Origin of the sequence: Pseudomonas sp. MH9.3 (assembly GCF_034354675.1) — a bacterium.
In the GTDB taxonomy this organism is placed as follows: Bacteria; Pseudomonadota; Gammaproteobacteria; order Pseudomonadales; family Pseudomonadaceae; genus Aquipseudomonas.
Window position 1 is genome coordinate 446,735 of the sequence record NZ_CP133785.1, and the last position, 16,336, is coordinate 463,070.

The window sequence follows — 16,336 nt, forward strand, 5'->3', positions numbered from 1 at the left end:
GCGTTGCCTTCATCGCTGGCTTGCCTGCGATGAGGCCATCCGCCACACCGGAGAGCATCGCCATGACCACCCAACCGCGCATCGCCCTGATCGGCGAATGCATGATCGAACTGCAACACCGCGCCGACGGCAGCCTGCACCAGAGCTTCGGCGGCGATACCCTGAACACGGCGGTGTACCTGCGCCGCGAGCTGGGCGCAGTCGGCACCGTCGACTACGTCACCGCCCTGGGCGATGACAGTTTCAGCGATGCCATGTGCCGGCAGTGGACCGACGAGGGCCTGGGGCTGGGCATGGTCCAACGCCTGCCGGGGCGTCTGCCGGGCTTGTATTGCATCCAGACCGACGCCAATGGCGAGCGTAAATTTCTCTACTGGCGCAACGAAGCGGCGGTGCGCGACTGTTTCACCACGCCTGCGGCCGAGCCGATCCTGGCGGCGTTGCCGGGCTATGACCTGGTGTATTTCAGCGGCATCACCCTGGCGGTATTGGGTGAAATCGGCCGTGGGCGTTTGTTGCTGGCGCTGGCCGAAACCCGCAGGCGCGGCGGCAAGGTGGTGTTCGACAACAATTACCGGCCACGCCTGTGGGCCGATATCGAGGCAGCGCGGGTGGCGTATCGCAAGGTCATGGCCGAGGTGGACATTGCCTTGCTCACCGAAGACGACGAACAAGCGTTGTTCGGTTATGCCGACAGCGAGCAGGTGTTCGCGGCGTACCCGGCGATTACCGAGGTGGTGCTCAAGCGCGGCGCGGATGAGTGCCGGATTCGCTGCGACGGCGCACGCGTTGCCGTGCCGGCATTGAAGGTCGAAACGGTGGTGGATACGACAGCGGCGGGAGATTCGTTCAGCGCGGCATACCTGGCCGCCCGGCTCAAGGGCGGTTCGCCGCAGGAGGCTGCACTGGCGGGGCATCGGTTGGCGAGTCGAGTGATTCAGGTGCCGGGGGCGCTGATACCTCGGGGGTGAATGGCCGCCCGGGGCGGATCGGGAGCAAGCCCCCTCCCACATTTAATCGCGTTCACATTCCCCATTCCGGTCGGCTCTCAGGCCGCCGCGCTTTTGCTTTTGATCTGGAGCGCCCCGTCAAACACGCTGGCCGAACGCAGGTTTTGGAGCGTGGGTAACCCGGCAGGACGCCGGGTTAGCCGCGCTGGGCCAAGGATGGCCCATCGCGGCGGCCCACGCTCCAAAGCCTGCGTTCGGGCACACCGAGCCTGGGCGAGGTGCCGAGTGTTGGGGCAAGAGCCCTTTTGGTTACTTTTGGCTGGGCCGGCATTCCGGGCTCTTTTCCAAAAGTGACCCGCCGTCAGGGCGGAACCCTAAGTCGCCGTTACCGAACAAACCGATATGTACACCGAAAAGTCGCACCGCTCGTAGCTTCGAGCATCACATTGGCTTAACTGAACGGCATTAGGGCTTGCCCCCGATAGCGGTGCAAGGCCAACCCCTCAATCCCGGTAAAACACCTGCACCAGGTGATACCCGAACTTGCTCTTGATCGGCCCGTGAACCACCTTCACGGGCTTCTTGAAGATCACCGCATCAATCGCCCCCACCATCTGCCCCGGTCGCACTTCACCCAAATCACCGCCGCGCTTGCCCGATGGGCAGGTGGAATACTTCCTGGCCAGCACATCGAAGGCTTCGCCCTTGGCGATGCGCTGCTTGAGTTGTTCGGCTTCTTCGCTGGTTTTCACCAGGATATGACGGGCTTGGGCTTTCATCGTGTTCTACCAGGTGGGCGACGGCGCGCGATTATGCCTGAACTCATTCGGCCACGCCGATCATGCTGCGGATTTTGGTGGCCAGCAGATCAATGGAAAACGGCTTGGCCACCATGTCCATGCCGTCCTCCAGGAAGCCCTGGCGCTCGGCGGCTTTCTCGGCGTAACCGGTCATGAACAACACGCGCAGACCGGGACGATGCTGGCGTGCGATTTCTGCCAGTTGCCGGCCGTTCATGCCCGGCAGGCCGACGTCGGTCACCAGCAGGTCGACGCGCAAATCCGACTCCAGCAACGGCAGCGCCGCGCGGGCATCCGCCGCCTGGTGTGCGGTGTAGCCGAGTTCGTCGAGCACATTGACCACCAGCATGCGCACTGCTGCGTCGTCCTCGACCACCACCACCGCTTCACCGGCCAGGGCCACCGGCGCTTCGCTCAAGTGCGTCGGCAAACTGCTTTCCAGCGCGGTGCCGTGCAGGCGCGGCAGGTACAGGCGCACGCAGGTGCCCTGGCCCGGTTCGCTCTGGATGGTGACATGGCCGCCGGACTGCTGGGCAAACCCGTAGATCATCGACAAGCCCAGGCCGGTGCCCTGGCCGATGGGCTTGGTGGTGAAGAACGGATCGAACGCCTTGGCGAGAATTTTCGGCGCCATGCCGCTGCCGTTGTCGCTCACGCCCAGCATCACGTAGTCGCCGGCCTTGACCGGTTCGAGGGTGGTGATATCGGTGCCGTCCAGGTAACTGTTGGCGGTTTCGATCAGCAGTTCGCCGCCATCGGGCATCGCATCGCGGGCGTTGATCACCAGGTTGAGCAGGGCGTTTTCCAGCTGGCTGGCGTCGGTGTTGACCGGCCAGATGTCCTGGCCCAGTTGCACCTTGAGCGAGATGTGTGCGCCTTTGGTGCGTTGGAACAGATCCTCCAGCGACGCCACCAGTTGATTGGGGTCGGTGGGCTGGCGGTCGAGCGACTGGCGCCGCGAGAACGCCAGCAGCCGGTGGGTGAGGGCGGCCGCGCGGTGGGCGGAGGACACGGCGGCGTCGGCAAAGCGGCCGATCTCTTCGCTGCGCCCGCCGGCGATGTAGCGCTGCATCAGGTCGAGGCTGCCGATGATGCCGGTGAGCATGTTGTTGAAGTCATGGGCGATGCCGCCGGTGAGCTGGCCCACCGCTTCCATTTTTTGCGCGTGGCGCAGCGCGTCTTCGGCGCGCTCGCGTTCGTACATCTCGTTCTGCAGGCGCTGGTTGGCCTCGGCCAGCGCCTGGGTGCGCTGGGCCACGCGTTCTTCGAGGTTCTCGTTGAGGTGGCGCAGGGCTTCTTCGGTGAGCTTGCGTTCGGTCTCGTCGATCACAAAGATATAAAAACCGTTTACCGAACCGTCGTTGCTGAACCGCGGCAGGTACTTCATCAGCGCATGGCGCGGGCGCCCGTCGCGATGCGGCGTGAGGGTCATGAAGCTGCAGGCCTTGCCGCGCAGGGCAGCGGCGATCTTGTCCTGGCGGCCGGCATACACCTCGTCGCCGAGCACTTCGCGGATGGTCTTGCCGTACAGCTCCTGGGGCGTCATGCCGTACCACTCGAGGTAAGCGCTGTTGTTCAGGCGAAACCGCTGTTCATGGTCGACATAGCCGATCAGCACCGGCATCGCGTTGATGATCAGTTGCAGCTCGGTCTGGCTTTGGCGCAGGGCCTGTTCGGTGTGCTTGCGTTCGGTGAGGTCCAGCGCGGCACCGAGGAAGCGCGCCGGCCGCCCCTGGGGATCCTTGTAGCAACGACCGCGGGCGAATACCCAGCGCACTTCGCCGTCGGCCTGCATCAGGCGGTATTCCTCGGCGTATTCGGTGCCGAAGGTGATGCAATGCTTGATGCTGCGCGTGACCATGCCACGGTCTTCGGGGTGCACGCCCAACAGGTAGTCGCTGATCGGCAACAGGCTGGCCTGATCGGGGTCGACGCTGTGGAGGAAGGCGAAATGCGCGTCGGCGATAAAGCGGTCTTCGCCGATATCCCAGTCCCAGGTGCCCACCGCGTCGGTCGCCGCCAGTGCCAGTTGCAGGCGTTGCTCGGTGTTGTGCTGGGCCTTGAGGCTGTCTTCGGAGCGTTGTTGCAGCTCGATGGCCTTGCGGCGGCGCTCGTTGGTCTCGATGGCGGTGACCAGGATACCAGCGACCTGGCGGCTTTCATCGCGCACCGGGCTGTAGGTGAGGTCGAGCCAGATCTCGGCGTCGCGCCCCTCGCGTTGCAGCACAAAGCGCTGCTCGCTGAAGGTGCGCACCTGGCCGCCGAGTACGGCGTCGTAGATGGGGGCGGTGAAGTCCTGCAGTTCCGGCCAGGTGTGATGCGCCGGCTGCCCCAGTGCGTCCGGGTGCTTGTTGCCGGCCAGTTGGGCAAAACCATCGTTATACAACTGGATAAGGTCGCGGCCCCACAGCAGCAGCATCGGCATCGGCGAATGCACGACGATATCCACTGCGGTACGCAGGCTTTGCGGCCAGTCATTGGCCTCACCGAGGGGGCTTCGTGCCCAGTCCAGCCGCGCAATCAATGCGCCGGCTTCGCTACCGGTGGATGTTCCATTCATGAAAAAAGCCCTGAGCCTGACGCTTTGAAAAAATGACAACACCCATTATCCCGTGGGAAACGGCCGGGTGACTACCCTCGAAAAATAGCATGCCCTGGGGGTTTTTCTCTAAAACCCTCCGATGAGCTGAAACCTTTCATCTTCAGGGGTAAAGCCTTGCACTATTGCGCCAGCCAGCCGCCGTCGATGTTCCAGGCGGCGCCGCGTACCTGACTGCCGGCGTCGCTGCAGAGGAACAACACCAGCTCACCCAGTTGCGGCGGTGTGACGAACTCAAGCGACGGCTGTTTTTCGGCGAGCAAATCATGCTGCGCCTGCTGCGGGTCGACGCCCTTGGCGATGCGATCATCGATCTGCTTCTGCACCAGCGGAGTCAACACCCAGCCGGGGCAGATCGCATTGCAGGTGACGTTGCTGGCAGCCGTCTCCAGGCCCACCACCTTGGTCAGGCCGATCACGCCGTGCTTGGCCGCCACATACGCCGCCTTGCCCACCGAACCGACCTGACCGTGCACCGAGGCAATGTTGATGATGCGCCCCCAGCCCTTGGCCTTCATGCCCGGCAGGCCCAGGCGCGTGGTGTGGAACACCGAGGACAGGTTGATCGCAATGATCGAATCCCAGCGCTCCACCGGGAAGTCTTCCACCGCCGCCACGTGCTGGATGCCGGCATTGTTGACGAGGATATCCACGCCGCCGAATTCGCGCTCGGCATAGGCGAACAGGTCGGCGAGCTGCGCCGGGTCGCTGACGTCGGCCGGGTGATGGCCGACCTTGCCGCCGAACGCCTGCACCTGGGCGATCACTGCGTCGGCGTCGCCGAAGCCGTTGAGGATCAGGTCGGCACCGGCCTCGGCCAGGCTCAGCGCGATCCCCAGGCCGATGCCGCTGGTGGAACCGGTGACCAGGGCGGTCCTGCCATGCAAATTCGTCATAAACACCTCACACAATTGCGTTGTGGCGAGCGGTTAAGCCCCGATGCCGTTCAGTTAAGCGCAGATTCCCTGTGGCGAGCAGGCTTGTCCTGCGTTGGGCTGCGCAGCAGCCCCAAAACCAGGCGCTGAGTCGTATCAGGTACACCGCGTTTTGCTGGATTGGGGGCGCTTCGCACCCCAACGTGGGACAAGCCCGCTCGCCACAAGTGATGGGTTTCCTGTATTTCTTACCGTGCAATGTGCGCGGCGGCCAGGAGTTCCCGGGTGTAGGCGTGCTGCGGCGCGTCGAACACCTGATGGCTCGGCCCGCGCTCCACCACCTTGCCGTCCTTGACCACAATCATGTCGTGGGCCATGGCGCGTACCACCGGCAGATCATGGCTGATAAACAGATACGTCAGGCCATATTTTTCTTGAAGTTCGCGCAGCAGCGTCACCACCTGTTTTTGCACCGTGCGGTCCAGCGCCGAGGTGGGTTCGTCCAGCAGCATCAGCGCCGGCTTGAGCACCAGCGCGCGGGCGATGGCGATGCGCTGGCGCTGGCCGCCGGAGAATTCGTGGGGGTAGCGATGCCGGCTGGCCGGGTCCAGGCCCACGTCCCTGAGCACCTGGATTACTTGCGCATCGCGTTCGGCCAGGCTGCACGGTGCATGCACTTCCAGCCCTTCGCCGATGATCTGCTGCACCGACATGCGCGGGCTGAGGCTGCCGTAAGGATCCTGAAACACCACCTGCATCTGTTTGCGCCACGGGCGCATCTGCTGATGGCTGAGGGGGTCGAGGGCTGCGTCCTGGAAGCGAATGCTGCCGGTGGAGTCGAGCAGGCGCAGGATCGCCTGGCCCAGGGTGGATTTACCCGAGCCCGATTCGCCGACAATCCCCAGGGTCTTGCCGCGTTGCACGCTGAGGCTGATGCCGTCCACCGCCTGCAGATACGTCTTGCGGCGAAACAGCCCGCCGCCCAGCGCAAATTTCACGCTCAGGTCGTCCACCTGCAACACCGTTTCGCGGGTGTCGCTGCACAACGCTTCGCCCGAGGGCTCGGCGTCGAGCAGCAACCGGCTGTAAGGGTGCTGCGGCGCGGTGAACAGGGTTTCGCACGCGGCCTGTTCGACAATCTCGCCGGCCCGCATCACGCACACGCGCTGGGCAATGCTGCGCACCAGGTTGAGGTCGTGGCTGATCAGCAGCAGCGACATGCCCAGACGTTGCTGCAGCGACTTGAGCAGCAGCAGGATCTTGCGCTGCACGGTCACGTCCAGCGCGGTGGTGGGTTCGTCGGCGATCAGCAGTTGCGGCTCGCAGGCCAGCGCCATGGCGATCATCACCCGCTGGCGCTGGCCGCCGGACAGTTGGTGCGGATAGGCCTTGAGGCGCTCCCGGGGGTTTTGAATGCCCACCAGTTCGAGCAGTTCGAGGATGCGCGCCTGCGCCGCCTTGCCGCCCAGGCCTTTGTGCAGCAGCAGGGTTTCGCCGATCTGCTTTTCGATGCTGTGCAGCGGGTTGAGCGAGGTCATCGGCTCCTGAAAGATCATCGCAATGCGATTGCCGCGCAGTTTCTGCAAGGTGGCGGGCGCTGCGCCGACCAATTGCTGGTCACGGTATTTCACCGAGCCTGTGGTGTGGGTGCCGGCTTCGGGCAGCAGTTGCAGGATCGAGTGGGCGGTCACCGACTTGCCCGAGCCCGACTCGCCCACCAGCGCCAGGCATTCGCCCTCGCGCACGTCCAGGCTGAGGTTGCGCACCACGGTCTGGCCGCTGAACGCGACGCACAGGTCGCGGATTTCGATGAGGTTCATAGGCAGTCACTCATGAGCGGGGGTCGAAGGCATCCCGCAGGGCCTCGCCGATAAACACCAGCAGCGACAGGATCAGCGCCAGGGTAAAAAACGCCGTCAGGCCCAGCCACGGCGCTTGCAGGTTCTGCTTGCCCTGGGCGATCAACTCGCCCAGCGAGGCACTGCCGGCGGGCATGCCGAAGCCGAGGAAATCCAGGGCGCTCAAGGTGGAAATCGCACCGGTGAGGATAAACGGCAGGTAGCTCAAGGTGGCGGTCATTGCATTGGGCAGGATATGCCGGCCAATGATCTTGCCGTCGCCCAGGCCCAGGGCACGCGCTGCCTTGACGTACTCCAGGTTGCGCCCGCGCAGGAACTCGGCGCGCACCACGTCCACCAGGGCCAGCCAGGAAAACAGCGCCATGATCCCCAGCAGCCACCAGAAATTGGGCTCCACGAACCCCGAGAGGATGATCAGCAGGTACAACACCGGCAGCCCCGACCACACTTCAAGGATGCGCTGCCCGAGCAGGTCCACCCAGCCGCCGTAGTAACCCTGCAAGGCCCCGGCGGCAATGCCGATGGCGCCGCTGATGGCCGTGAGGGCCAACGCAAACAGGATCGATACGCGCGCACCGAAGATCACCCGCGCCAGCACATCGCGGGACTGGTCATCGGTGCCCAGCCAGTTCACCGCCGAGGGCGGGCTGGGGGCAGGACGGGTCAGTTCGTAGTTGGGCGTGTCGTCGCTGAACGGAATCGGCGGAAACAGCATCCAGCCGCCGTCCTGCTTGATCAGGGTTTGCACGTAGTCACTGCGGTAGTCGGCCTGGAACGGCAACTGCCCGCCGAACTGTTGCTCGGTATAGCGCTTGAACACCGGAAAATACAGCTCGTTCTTGAAGCTCAGCACCAGCGGTTTGTCGTTGGCGATCAGCTCGCCGCCGAGGGTGAGCATGAACAGGCCGATAAACAGCCACAGCGACCACCAGCCCCGGCGGTTTTTCTTGAAGCGCTCGAAACGGCGGCGTGCCACGGGAGACAGATTGAGCATCAGGCGTTCCTCGCGGCGAAGTCGATACGCGGGTCCACCAGGGTGTAGCAGAGGTCACCGATGAGTTTTATCAGCAGGCCGAACAGCGTGAAGATGAACAACGAGCCGAACACCACCGGGTAGTCCCGCGACACTGCCGCTTCGTAGCTCATGCGGCCCAGGCCGTCGAGGGAAAAAATCACCTCGATCAGCAGCGAGCCGGCGAAGAACACGCTGATGAACGCCTGGGGAATGCCCGAAATCACCAGCAGCATCGCGTTGCGAAACACGTGGCCGTAAAGCACGCGGCGTTCGCTCAGGCCCTTGGCGCGGGCCGTCACTACGTATTGGCGGGTGATTTCATTGAGAAACGAGTTTTTGGTGAGGATGGTCAGCGTGGCGAACCCGCCGATCACCAGCGCGGTGACCGGCAGCACCAGGTGCCAGAAGTAGTCGGCAACCTTGCCCACGGTACTCAGTTCGTCGAAGTTGTCCGAGACCAGGCCGCGCACCGGGAACCAGTTCAGCGAGGTGCCGCCGGCGAACACCACGATCAGGAACATCGCGAACAGAAACGCCGGCATCGCGTAGCCGATCACGATGGCGGTGCTGCTCCACACATCGAAGCTGCTGCCATGGCGCACGGCCTTGCGGATGCCCAGGGGGATCGACACCAGGTAGGTGATCAAGGTGGCCCACAGGCCGAGGGAGATCGTCACCGGCATTTTTTCCAGGATCAGCTCGATCACGGTTTTGCCGCGAAAGAAGCTGTTGCCGAAATCCAGTTGGGCGTAGTTGCTGAGCATCAGCCACAGACGCTCCGGGGCCGGTTTGTCGAAGCCGTACTGCTTTTCGATGTCCTTGATCAGCTTGGGGTCCAGGCCTCGGCTGGCGCGCGAGGCGCTGATGCTTTCGCCCGCGCCGGCCCCCACGCCGCCGCCGCCGATCCCCTGCAGGTGGGCGATAGCCTGTTCCACCGGCCCGCCGGGCGCGGCCTGTACGATGACGAAATTCACCAGCAGGATGATCACCAGGGTCGGGATGATCAGCAGCAGGCGCCGCACGATATAGGCAAACATCAGCGGGCACCTGCGCGTTTTTTCAGTGCGGCGTTCATTTGTTCATGGGTCAGCGGTGTGGGGCTGATTTCCCACCAGGTTTCCAGGGCTTCGTCATTTTTGGCCTCGATGGCCGGGCGACCGAAGCGGTTCCACCACGCGGCGGAGGTGCCCGGCGGGTAGTAATTGGGAATCCACAGGTAGTTCCATTGCAGCACCCGGTCCAGGGCGTGGGCGTAGGTGAGCATCTGCGCCTGGGTGTTTGCCTTGACCAGGCCTTTGATCAGGCTGTCGACGGCCGGGTCCTTGAGCACCATGTAGTTGTTGGCGCCGGGGTCATGGGCGGCCGCCGAGCCAAAGAAGTTGTACAGCTCCATCCCGGGCGAGGGGGTGACTGGAAAGCCTGTGACGATCATGTCGTAGTCCCGCGCCATCACGCGGTTGACGTACTGCGAGGAGTCGATACGGCGAATGTTCAGGGTGATGCCGATCTGCGCCAGGTTGCGTTTGTAGGGCAGCAGCAGACGTTCCATGCCGGTCTGCGTGTTGAGGAAAGTGAATTCCAGCGGTTCGCCCTGGGCGTTCACCAGCGTGTCGCCCTCGGGTTTCCAGCCGGCTTCCTCCAGCAGGGCCAGGGCCTGCAGCTGTTTATCGCGGATCACGCCGCTGCCGTCGGTGACCGGCGCCTTGAACACCTGGGTGAACACCTCGTCGGGCACCTGGCCGCGCAGCGGTTCGAGAATCGCCAGCTCTTCCTGGGTGGGCAACTGGGTGGCGGCCAACGGGCTGTTGGAGAAGAAGCTCTGCTGGCGAATGTAGAGGTTGTGCATCATCTGCCGGTTGGCCCACTCGAAGTCCCACAGCATCGCCAAAGCTTTGCGCACGCGGCGGTCCTTGAACAGCGGATTCTGCACGTTGAACACGTAGCCCTGGGCCGGTTGCGGCATCTCCCTGGCCAGGTGCGCGCGTTGCAGACGGCCGTCGTCCAGCGCCGGGCCGTTGTAGCCGATGGAATAACCGGTGGCGGAGAACTCACGGTTGAAATCGTAGGCGCCGCCGCGCAGCACCTGGCGCGCCACCTCGGTGTCGCCAAAGTATTCCAGACTCAGGTGATCGAAGTTGTACAGGCCACGGCTGACCGGCAGGTCCTTGCCCCACCAATCGGGGTCGCGGGTAAAGGTGATGGTGCTGCCCGAATCGATCTTGCTGACCTTGTACGGGCCGCTGCCCAGGGGCGCTTCATAACCGCCGCCGTTGGCGAAGTCGCGGGTTTTCCACCAGTGCTCGGGCAATACCGGCAGGGTGGCCAGGTCCAGGGGCAGAGTGCGGTTCTCGTTGCTGGAAAAGTCGAAGCGCACCTGGCGCTCGCCTTCGACCACCACCTGTTTGACATCGGCGAACAGCGTGCGAAAACGCAGGCTGCCCTGGGTCATCAGCAGGTCGTAGCTGTAGCGCACGTCTTCGGCGGTAATCGGTGTGCCGTCGGCAAACCGCGCCTTGGGGTTGAGGTAAAAACGCAATGACAGGCCATCGTCGGCGCGTTCCATCTTTTCCGCCACCAGGCCGTAGACCGTGTAGGGCTCATCCAGCGAGCGTTGGGCCAGCGGGGAGTAGAGCCAGCCGTCGACCTGGGACACGCCGATGCCTTTGTCGATATAGGGCAGCACATGGTCGAAACGGCCGATCTCCAGCGCCGAACGGCGCAGCGTGCCGCCCTTGGGCGCATCGGGATTGGCGTAGTCGAAGTGGCTGAAACCGGCGGCGTATTTGGCCGGCTCGCCGTAGACCGTCAGGTAGGTCTGCGGAGCTGCGGTCACGGCCGTGCTGGCCAGCAGCAGCGCCAGGATGGAGCTAAGGAGTGGGGGAAACGCCAATCGCATGGTCAGCCTTGAGCGCCGGGTGAAGAATGAGGGCTGTACGTTAGCGGCTTACGGGTCGCCCGTCACCCCATGCACAACGGCCCGCCAGAAGGCGGGCCGTTGTTGGGGCATCAGCGCGGCAGGATCAGTCCTGGCGGCTGGTGACTTCCAGCAGGTGATAGCCGAACTGGGTTTTCACCGGGCCTTGCACGGTGTTGACCGGGGCGCTGAACACCACGCTGTCGAATTCCTTGACCATCTGGCCCGGACCGAACGAACCCAGGTCGCCGCCCTGACGGCTGGATGGGCAGCTGGAATTGGCTTTGGCGATTTCTGCGAAATCGGCGCCGCCTTCGATTTGGGATTTCAGTTCGTTGCACTTTTCTTCAGTGGAAACGAGGATGTGGCGGGCGGTGGCTTTGGCCATTTGAGATAACTCCTTGATGTAAAAAGGGTGAGCGTACTGGATTCAGGTGGTTATTTGTTGGCAAAGTTCCACGGGGTTTTCGATCGGGCAGACGAGCGCGCCACGGTCCTGTGGCGCGCCCGCTCGCCACAGGAATAGTCAACGCGCTGTTTGATGGGTTTTACAGGCTGGCCGACTCATAGGTAGTGCGGGTCTGTTCGATCTCTTCGACCAGCCCATCGATGCCCGCCAGGCGGGCGCGATTGTCATGGTCCCAGGGGTGAAAACCGGGTTTGAAGTAGTGCAGCCACGGCACCAGCATCCGCGGGAAGACGCCTTTGGGGCCGTACAAAAATTTGCACATGCGCCAGAACCCCTTCAAATGACCGCCGGCCTTGCGGTCGGCAAACAGCAGGCGTACATGGAAATCCAGCACCACCAACCAGAAGAACAGGGTCGTGAACAGCATGGTGCCGGTGCGCAGCAGGTAACGCTTGGGGCCGGGCTTGATGACGCGGTTCCAGACATCGAACGCCACGGCCTTGTGCTCGGTTTCTTCAAGGGCGTGCCAGTACCACATCTGCTGGTAGCCCTTGAGTGAATCGCCGAAGCGCGAGGGGTCGCTGAGGAGGATTTCCGCAAGCATCGCGGTGTAGTGCTCAAGGGCGATGGTCACCGCCAGGTTGAAGGACGGCGGCAGGTGTTTTTTCTGCAGATCGAGAATCACCTTGAGGCGGCTGTCCAGTTTATGCGCCGGCAATCCCGCGTCCTCCAGCAGGTTGTTGTAGGCCACGTGCTCACGGCTGTGCATGGCTTCCTGGCCGATAAACCCCTGGATTTCCTTTTTCAGCGCGGGATCGTCGATGCGCGAGCGGTAGTGGCGCACGCTGTCCATGAAGAACAGCTCGCCCTGGGGAAACAGCAGCGACAGCGCATTGAAGAAATGCGTGACGAACGGGCCTTGTTCATGCCAGTTCTTGATGCGCTCGGCAGGCAAGGCAAAACGGATATCGCGACGGATAGGCAACATGGTGCGTGCTCCTTTTTCAGAGACGGGGTTCGTCGTTGGGTTCGAACACAGGCCTGCGCGGCTTGGGCGCCATGCGTTTGCTGGCGAACACCACCAGCGCCTGGTAGGCGGCCGGCAGGCAACGGGCGAGCAGGTCAAGGAAATACGCGTCGCGGCCGATCAGCACCCGGCGCTTGTTTTTGCGCACGCCTTGCAGGATCACCCTGGCGGCCTGGTCGGCGTCGGTGATGAAGAGTTTTTCGAAGTCGGCGCGGGCCTGTTGCTCGCTGTGGATCAGAAAGCCGGTCATGTTCGCGTCGATGCGGCTGCTGCGGCAGATGTCGGTGCGAATGCCGCCGGGGTGCACGCAGGTGGCGGACACGCCGCAGCGTTGCAGATCCAGCTCCTGGCGCAGCGCCTCGGTAAAGCCGCGCACGGCAAATTTACTGGCGTTGTAGCCGCTCATGCCGGGCTGGGCAAACAGGCCGAACACGCTGGAGGTGTTGATGACATGGCCGTTGCCGCTGGCCTTGAGGTGCGGCAGGAACGCCTTGGTGCCGTGCACCACACCCCAGAAGTTGATCCCGATGATCCATTCCAGGTCGCTGTAGCTCACGCCTTCGACGGTGCTCGACAACGCCACGCCGGCATTGTTGAACACCAGGTTGACCGCGCCATGCTCCGCCACGCAGCGCGCGGCCCAGTCGTCCACGGCCTGGCGGTCGGCCACATCCAGCACCTGGGTGGTGACCCGCACTGGCGACAGGGTCGAAGACCGAATCAACGCTTCGGTGTGCTCCAGGCCCTGGCGGTTCACGTCCGCCAGCGCCAGGTGACAACCTTCGCGCGCCAGCGCCAGGGCCAATGCGCGGCCCATGCCGGACGCCGCGCCGGTAATGGCCGCCACGCGGCCGTCGAATGACTTCATGACAGGCTGCCTTCTGCAGTGGAATGGGGCGCAGGCGTTGCGCGCGTGGGCGCCGGGACGGGGGCCAGGTCGACCCCATAGTCCTTGAGCGCAAAGTGCCGGGTGAGCTGCCTGAAACGCCAGGTGGAGCCCGGCCATAACGTGGTGTTCTTGCCGGTGCGCGGGTCGAGGTACCAGCTCTGGCAGCCGCCGGTGTTCCAGATGGTGCGCTGGAGTTTGTCCTGCAATTGGCTGTTCCAGGCCTGTTCGACGGCAGGCTTGACGTCCACCGTGGCGATGCGTTTGCGCTGCATCTGTCGCAACGCATCGAGGATGTAGGCGACCTGGGCCTCGATCATCAGAATCATCGAGTTGTGCCCCAGCCCGGTGTTGGGCCCGACAATCAGGAACAGGTTTGGATAGCCCGGCACCGTGGTGCCTTTATAGGCATGTGCGCCGTCGTGCCAGGTGTCCATCAGGTCAACGCCGTGGCGCCCGATGATGCAGTCGCGGGGCAGGGGATCGCTGGCCTGGAAACCGGTGCCGAAGATCAGGCAGTCGACCGGGTGCTTGATGCCGTCGGCGGTGACGACGCCGTCGGCTTCGATGCGCAGCACCGGGTCGGTCACCACCTCGACATTGCTGCGCGACAGCGCCGGGTAGTAGTCGTTGGAGATCAACACGCGCTTGCAGCCGAGGGTGTAATCCGGCGTGAGGGTCTTGCGCAGCGATGGGCGGGCGACCTGCCTGCGCAAATGACGCAGGGCGATTTTCTGCACCATTGTCATCAGCCGGGGATGCAGGGCAAAGCCCACCACGCGGCCTTCGAGCGTCCAGTAAAAGGCGCTGCGGACCAGCCGCTGGGTGAAGGGCAGGTGTTTGAACAGCCAGCGTTCGCCGACGGAAATCGGTCGGTCGGGCTTGGGCATGATCCACGGCGGGGTGCGCTGGAACAGGTCCAGGTGCGCCACCTGCGGTGCAATCTGCGGCACGAACTGGATGGCACTGGCCCCGGTGCCGATTACTGCGACACGCTTGCCCTTCAAGGAATAGTCGTGGTCCCACTGCTGGGAGTGGAAGCGCTTGCCTTTGAAACTCTCCAGACCCGGAATGTCCGGCAGCGCCGGGCGCGACAAGCCGCCCATGCCCGACACCAGCACCCGCGCGCTCACCTGGCGGCCATCGCTGAAGCTCAGTTGCCAGCGCTGCTGGTGTTCATCGAACACCGCGCGTTGCAGGCCCATGCCAAACCGCAGGTAGGGCGCCAGCTCAAAGCGCTGCGCGCATTGCTCGAGGTAGGCGCGGATCTCGGCCTGCGGCGCAAATTGCCGCGACCAGTGCGGGTTGGGCGCAAACGAAAACGAGTACACGTGGGACTGCACATCGCAGGCGCAGCCGGGGTAGTGATTGTCGCGCCAGGTGCCGCCGAGGGTCTGCGCCTGCTCGGCAACAAAAAAGTCGTTGAAGCCAGCCTGCTTGAGCTGGATGGCCATGCACAGGCCGGCGAAGCCTGAGCCGATGATGGCAATGTCGATTGATTCACGCTGGGTATTCATGGGCAGTCCCTCATGGGCATCGGGTGCGCTCCTGTTTTTTGGATGAAGCACCATTGCAAAGGAAATTTGAATTACATATTTTAAAAAAGATTTTAAATAATCTACCTGAAAAATTCGCCCACGCCAGGACCTTGTTTGGTATGTGCGCCTTGTCCGACGGACGCGCACGCTATGAGTGAGGCCCGCAAGCAGGGCAGGGACGATGGCTGAGGCCTCGATCAATACCGGTCGGGTCGCCAGCTCCAGGGAAGCGGAGGACGAAGCGATGGCTGTCGAATGGGGTGTGGCTGCAGCGGTGTTTGTCGGTGCAAGCGCGGTGTTGTGGGGCTTGAGTGCGTGGATGACGCGGCGCATAGAAGCGGCCGTGCCGCGCAACGGGCGGGTGGTGGAGGTCAAGGGCGAGCGTTTTCATTATGTCGAGGAGGGCAGCGGTCCCCCGCTGGTGATGATTCACGGCCTGATGGGCAGCAGTCGCAACCTCACCTATGCCTTGTCTGGCCGCTTGAGTGCGCACTTTCGCGTGATCAGCGTCGACCGCCCGGGCTCCGGCTATTCCACCCGTGGCAAAGGCACGGCGGCGGACCTGCCGGCCCAGGCGCGGCAGATCAGCAACCTTATAAATACCTTGGACCTGCATAAACCGCTGGTGCTGGGCCATTCCCTGGGCGGCGCGATTGCCCTGGCGCTGGCGCTTGATCATCCCGAGACGGTGTCCGGCTTGATTCTGGTGGCTCCGCTGACTCATCCCCAGCGCCTGTTGCCGCCGGTATTCCTGTCTCTGGCCGTGCGCCCGGCGTGGCTGCGCCGCTGGGTCGCGCACACGCTGACCTTGCCCATCGGCCTGTTGACCCAACGTTCGGTGGTCAAGGGCGTGTTCGCGCCGGATGCCGCCCCGGCCGATTTTGCCACCCGAGGCGGCGGTTTGCTGGGCATGCGTCCTGACAATTTCTACGCAGCCTCCACCGAGATTAACCAGGTCAACGATGACCTGCCGCACATGGTGGCGCGCTATCCGCAACTGACCTTGCCGATCGGGCTGATCTATGGCTCGCGGGACAAGGTGCTCGACTTGCGCAAACACGGCCAGGCCCTGGCCAGCAAGGTGCCCGGGCTCAAGCTGCAGGTGGTGGAGGGCTGTGGGCACATGCTGCCGATTACGGCTACCGAACGGGTAGCGGCGTTGGTGGAGCAGGTCGCCAGACGTGCCCGAACGGGAGAAAACGCCGCGATTGCGCCTGCGCCACTTGCCCTGGTGCATCCGTAGCGTGGCGATTCGACGCGCGATTTCACGGCGTCAACGCCCGCGCTGCAGACCTGACCGAACAGCTGAAAAACAGACTGCCCGGTCACGCAAAAAAGGGCTGAAGAAATAGTTGACGAGCTAACGATTCCGCGCTATTTATTTAAAAAAATTATTTCAATGTGTAATTTGAAACAGTTTTTGAAATGCCTAAGAGCGAATAAAATAATGAAAAAAACGCCTTT

At 63.3% G+C, this 16,336-nt stretch carries 13 protein-coding genes; 2 read left to right on the forward strand and 11 right to left on the reverse strand.

What is annotated here, in order from left to right; translation table 11 throughout:
- Positions 1-62 precede the first annotated feature (62 nt).
- The gene (locus RHM60_RS01820; RefSeq protein ID WP_322213406.1) at positions 63-971 is read left to right on the forward strand and encodes a sugar kinase; all 909 of its coding nucleotides are present in this window, start codon (positions 63-65) and stop codon (positions 969-971) included.
- Between the two features lie 482 nt (positions 972-1,453).
- Here the strand turns inward: RHM60_RS01820 and RHM60_RS01825 are convergent, their stop codons facing one another.
- The 11 genes from RHM60_RS01825 to RHM60_RS01875 form a co-directional block, all read right to left on the reverse strand.
- Complete coding sequence (locus RHM60_RS01825; protein WP_057010175.1) at positions 1,454-1,729, reverse strand: peptidylprolyl isomerase; 276 nt, start codon at positions 1,727-1,729, stop codon at positions 1,454-1,456.
- 43 nt (positions 1,730-1,772) lie between these two features.
- Complete coding sequence (locus tag RHM60_RS01830; protein WP_322213407.1) at positions 1,773-4,310, reverse strand: PAS domain-containing protein; 2,538 nt, start codon at positions 4,308-4,310, stop codon at positions 1,773-1,775.
- 161 nt (positions 4,311-4,471) lie between these two features.
- A complete protein-coding gene (locus RHM60_RS01835) occupies positions 4,472-5,245 on the reverse strand; it encodes a 3-hydroxybutyrate dehydrogenase (RefSeq protein WP_209981403.1) in 774 nt (257 codons plus the stop codon).
- A 227-nt stretch (positions 5,246-5,472) separates the two neighbouring features.
- Positions 5,473-7,044, reverse strand: a complete 1,572-nt coding sequence (locus tag RHM60_RS01840) for an ABC transporter ATP-binding protein (protein ID WP_322213408.1) — start codon at positions 7,042-7,044, stop codon at positions 5,473-5,475.
- Positions 7,045-7,054: 10 nt separating this feature from the next.
- Positions 7,055-8,077 (reverse strand): ABC transporter permease, encoded by a 1,023-nt coding sequence (locus RHM60_RS01845; protein WP_209981407.1) that lies wholly within the window; start codon positions 8,075-8,077, stop codon positions 7,055-7,057.
- Complete coding sequence (locus tag RHM60_RS01850) at positions 8,077-9,135, reverse strand: microcin C ABC transporter permease YejB (RefSeq protein ID WP_209981409.1); 1,059 nt, start codon at positions 9,133-9,135, stop codon at positions 8,077-8,079. Before RHM60_RS01850 ends, RHM60_RS01845 begins: the two co-directional genes overlap by 1 nt.
- A complete protein-coding gene (locus RHM60_RS01855) occupies positions 9,135-10,994 on the reverse strand; it encodes an extracellular solute-binding protein (RefSeq protein WP_209981411.1) in 1,860 nt (619 codons plus the stop codon). The genes RHM60_RS01850 and RHM60_RS01855 overlap by 1 nt, the downstream gene beginning before the upstream one ends.
- A gap of 124 nt (positions 10,995-11,118) precedes the next feature.
- Positions 11,119-11,400: a peptidylprolyl isomerase gene (locus tag RHM60_RS01860; RefSeq protein ID WP_057010182.1), complete on the reverse strand. Its 282-nt coding sequence runs from the start codon at positions 11,398-11,400 to the stop codon at positions 11,119-11,121.
- 160 nt (positions 11,401-11,560) lie between these two features.
- Positions 11,561-12,409 carry a metal-dependent hydrolase gene (locus tag RHM60_RS01865; protein WP_209981413.1) on the reverse strand — a complete coding sequence of 283 codons (849 nt, stop codon included), beginning with the start codon at positions 12,407-12,409 and terminating at the stop codon, positions 11,561-11,563.
- 16 nt (positions 12,410-12,425) lie between these two features.
- Positions 12,426-13,316 (reverse strand): SDR family NAD(P)-dependent oxidoreductase, encoded by an 891-nt coding sequence (locus tag RHM60_RS01870; RefSeq protein ID WP_209981416.1) that lies wholly within the window; start codon positions 13,314-13,316, stop codon positions 12,426-12,428.
- A complete protein-coding gene (locus RHM60_RS01875; RefSeq protein WP_322213410.1) occupies positions 13,313-14,851 on the reverse strand; it encodes an NAD(P)/FAD-dependent oxidoreductase in 1,539 nt (512 codons plus the stop codon). Before RHM60_RS01875 ends, RHM60_RS01870 begins: the two co-directional genes overlap by 4 nt.
- Before the next feature lie 202 nt (positions 14,852-15,053).
- Between RHM60_RS01875 and RHM60_RS01880 the strand changes: the two genes are divergently transcribed.
- Positions 15,054-16,115, forward strand: a complete 1,062-nt coding sequence (locus RHM60_RS01880) for an alpha/beta hydrolase (protein ID WP_322213411.1) — start codon at positions 15,054-15,056, stop codon at positions 16,113-16,115.
- Positions 16,116-16,336: the final 221 nt, after the last annotated feature.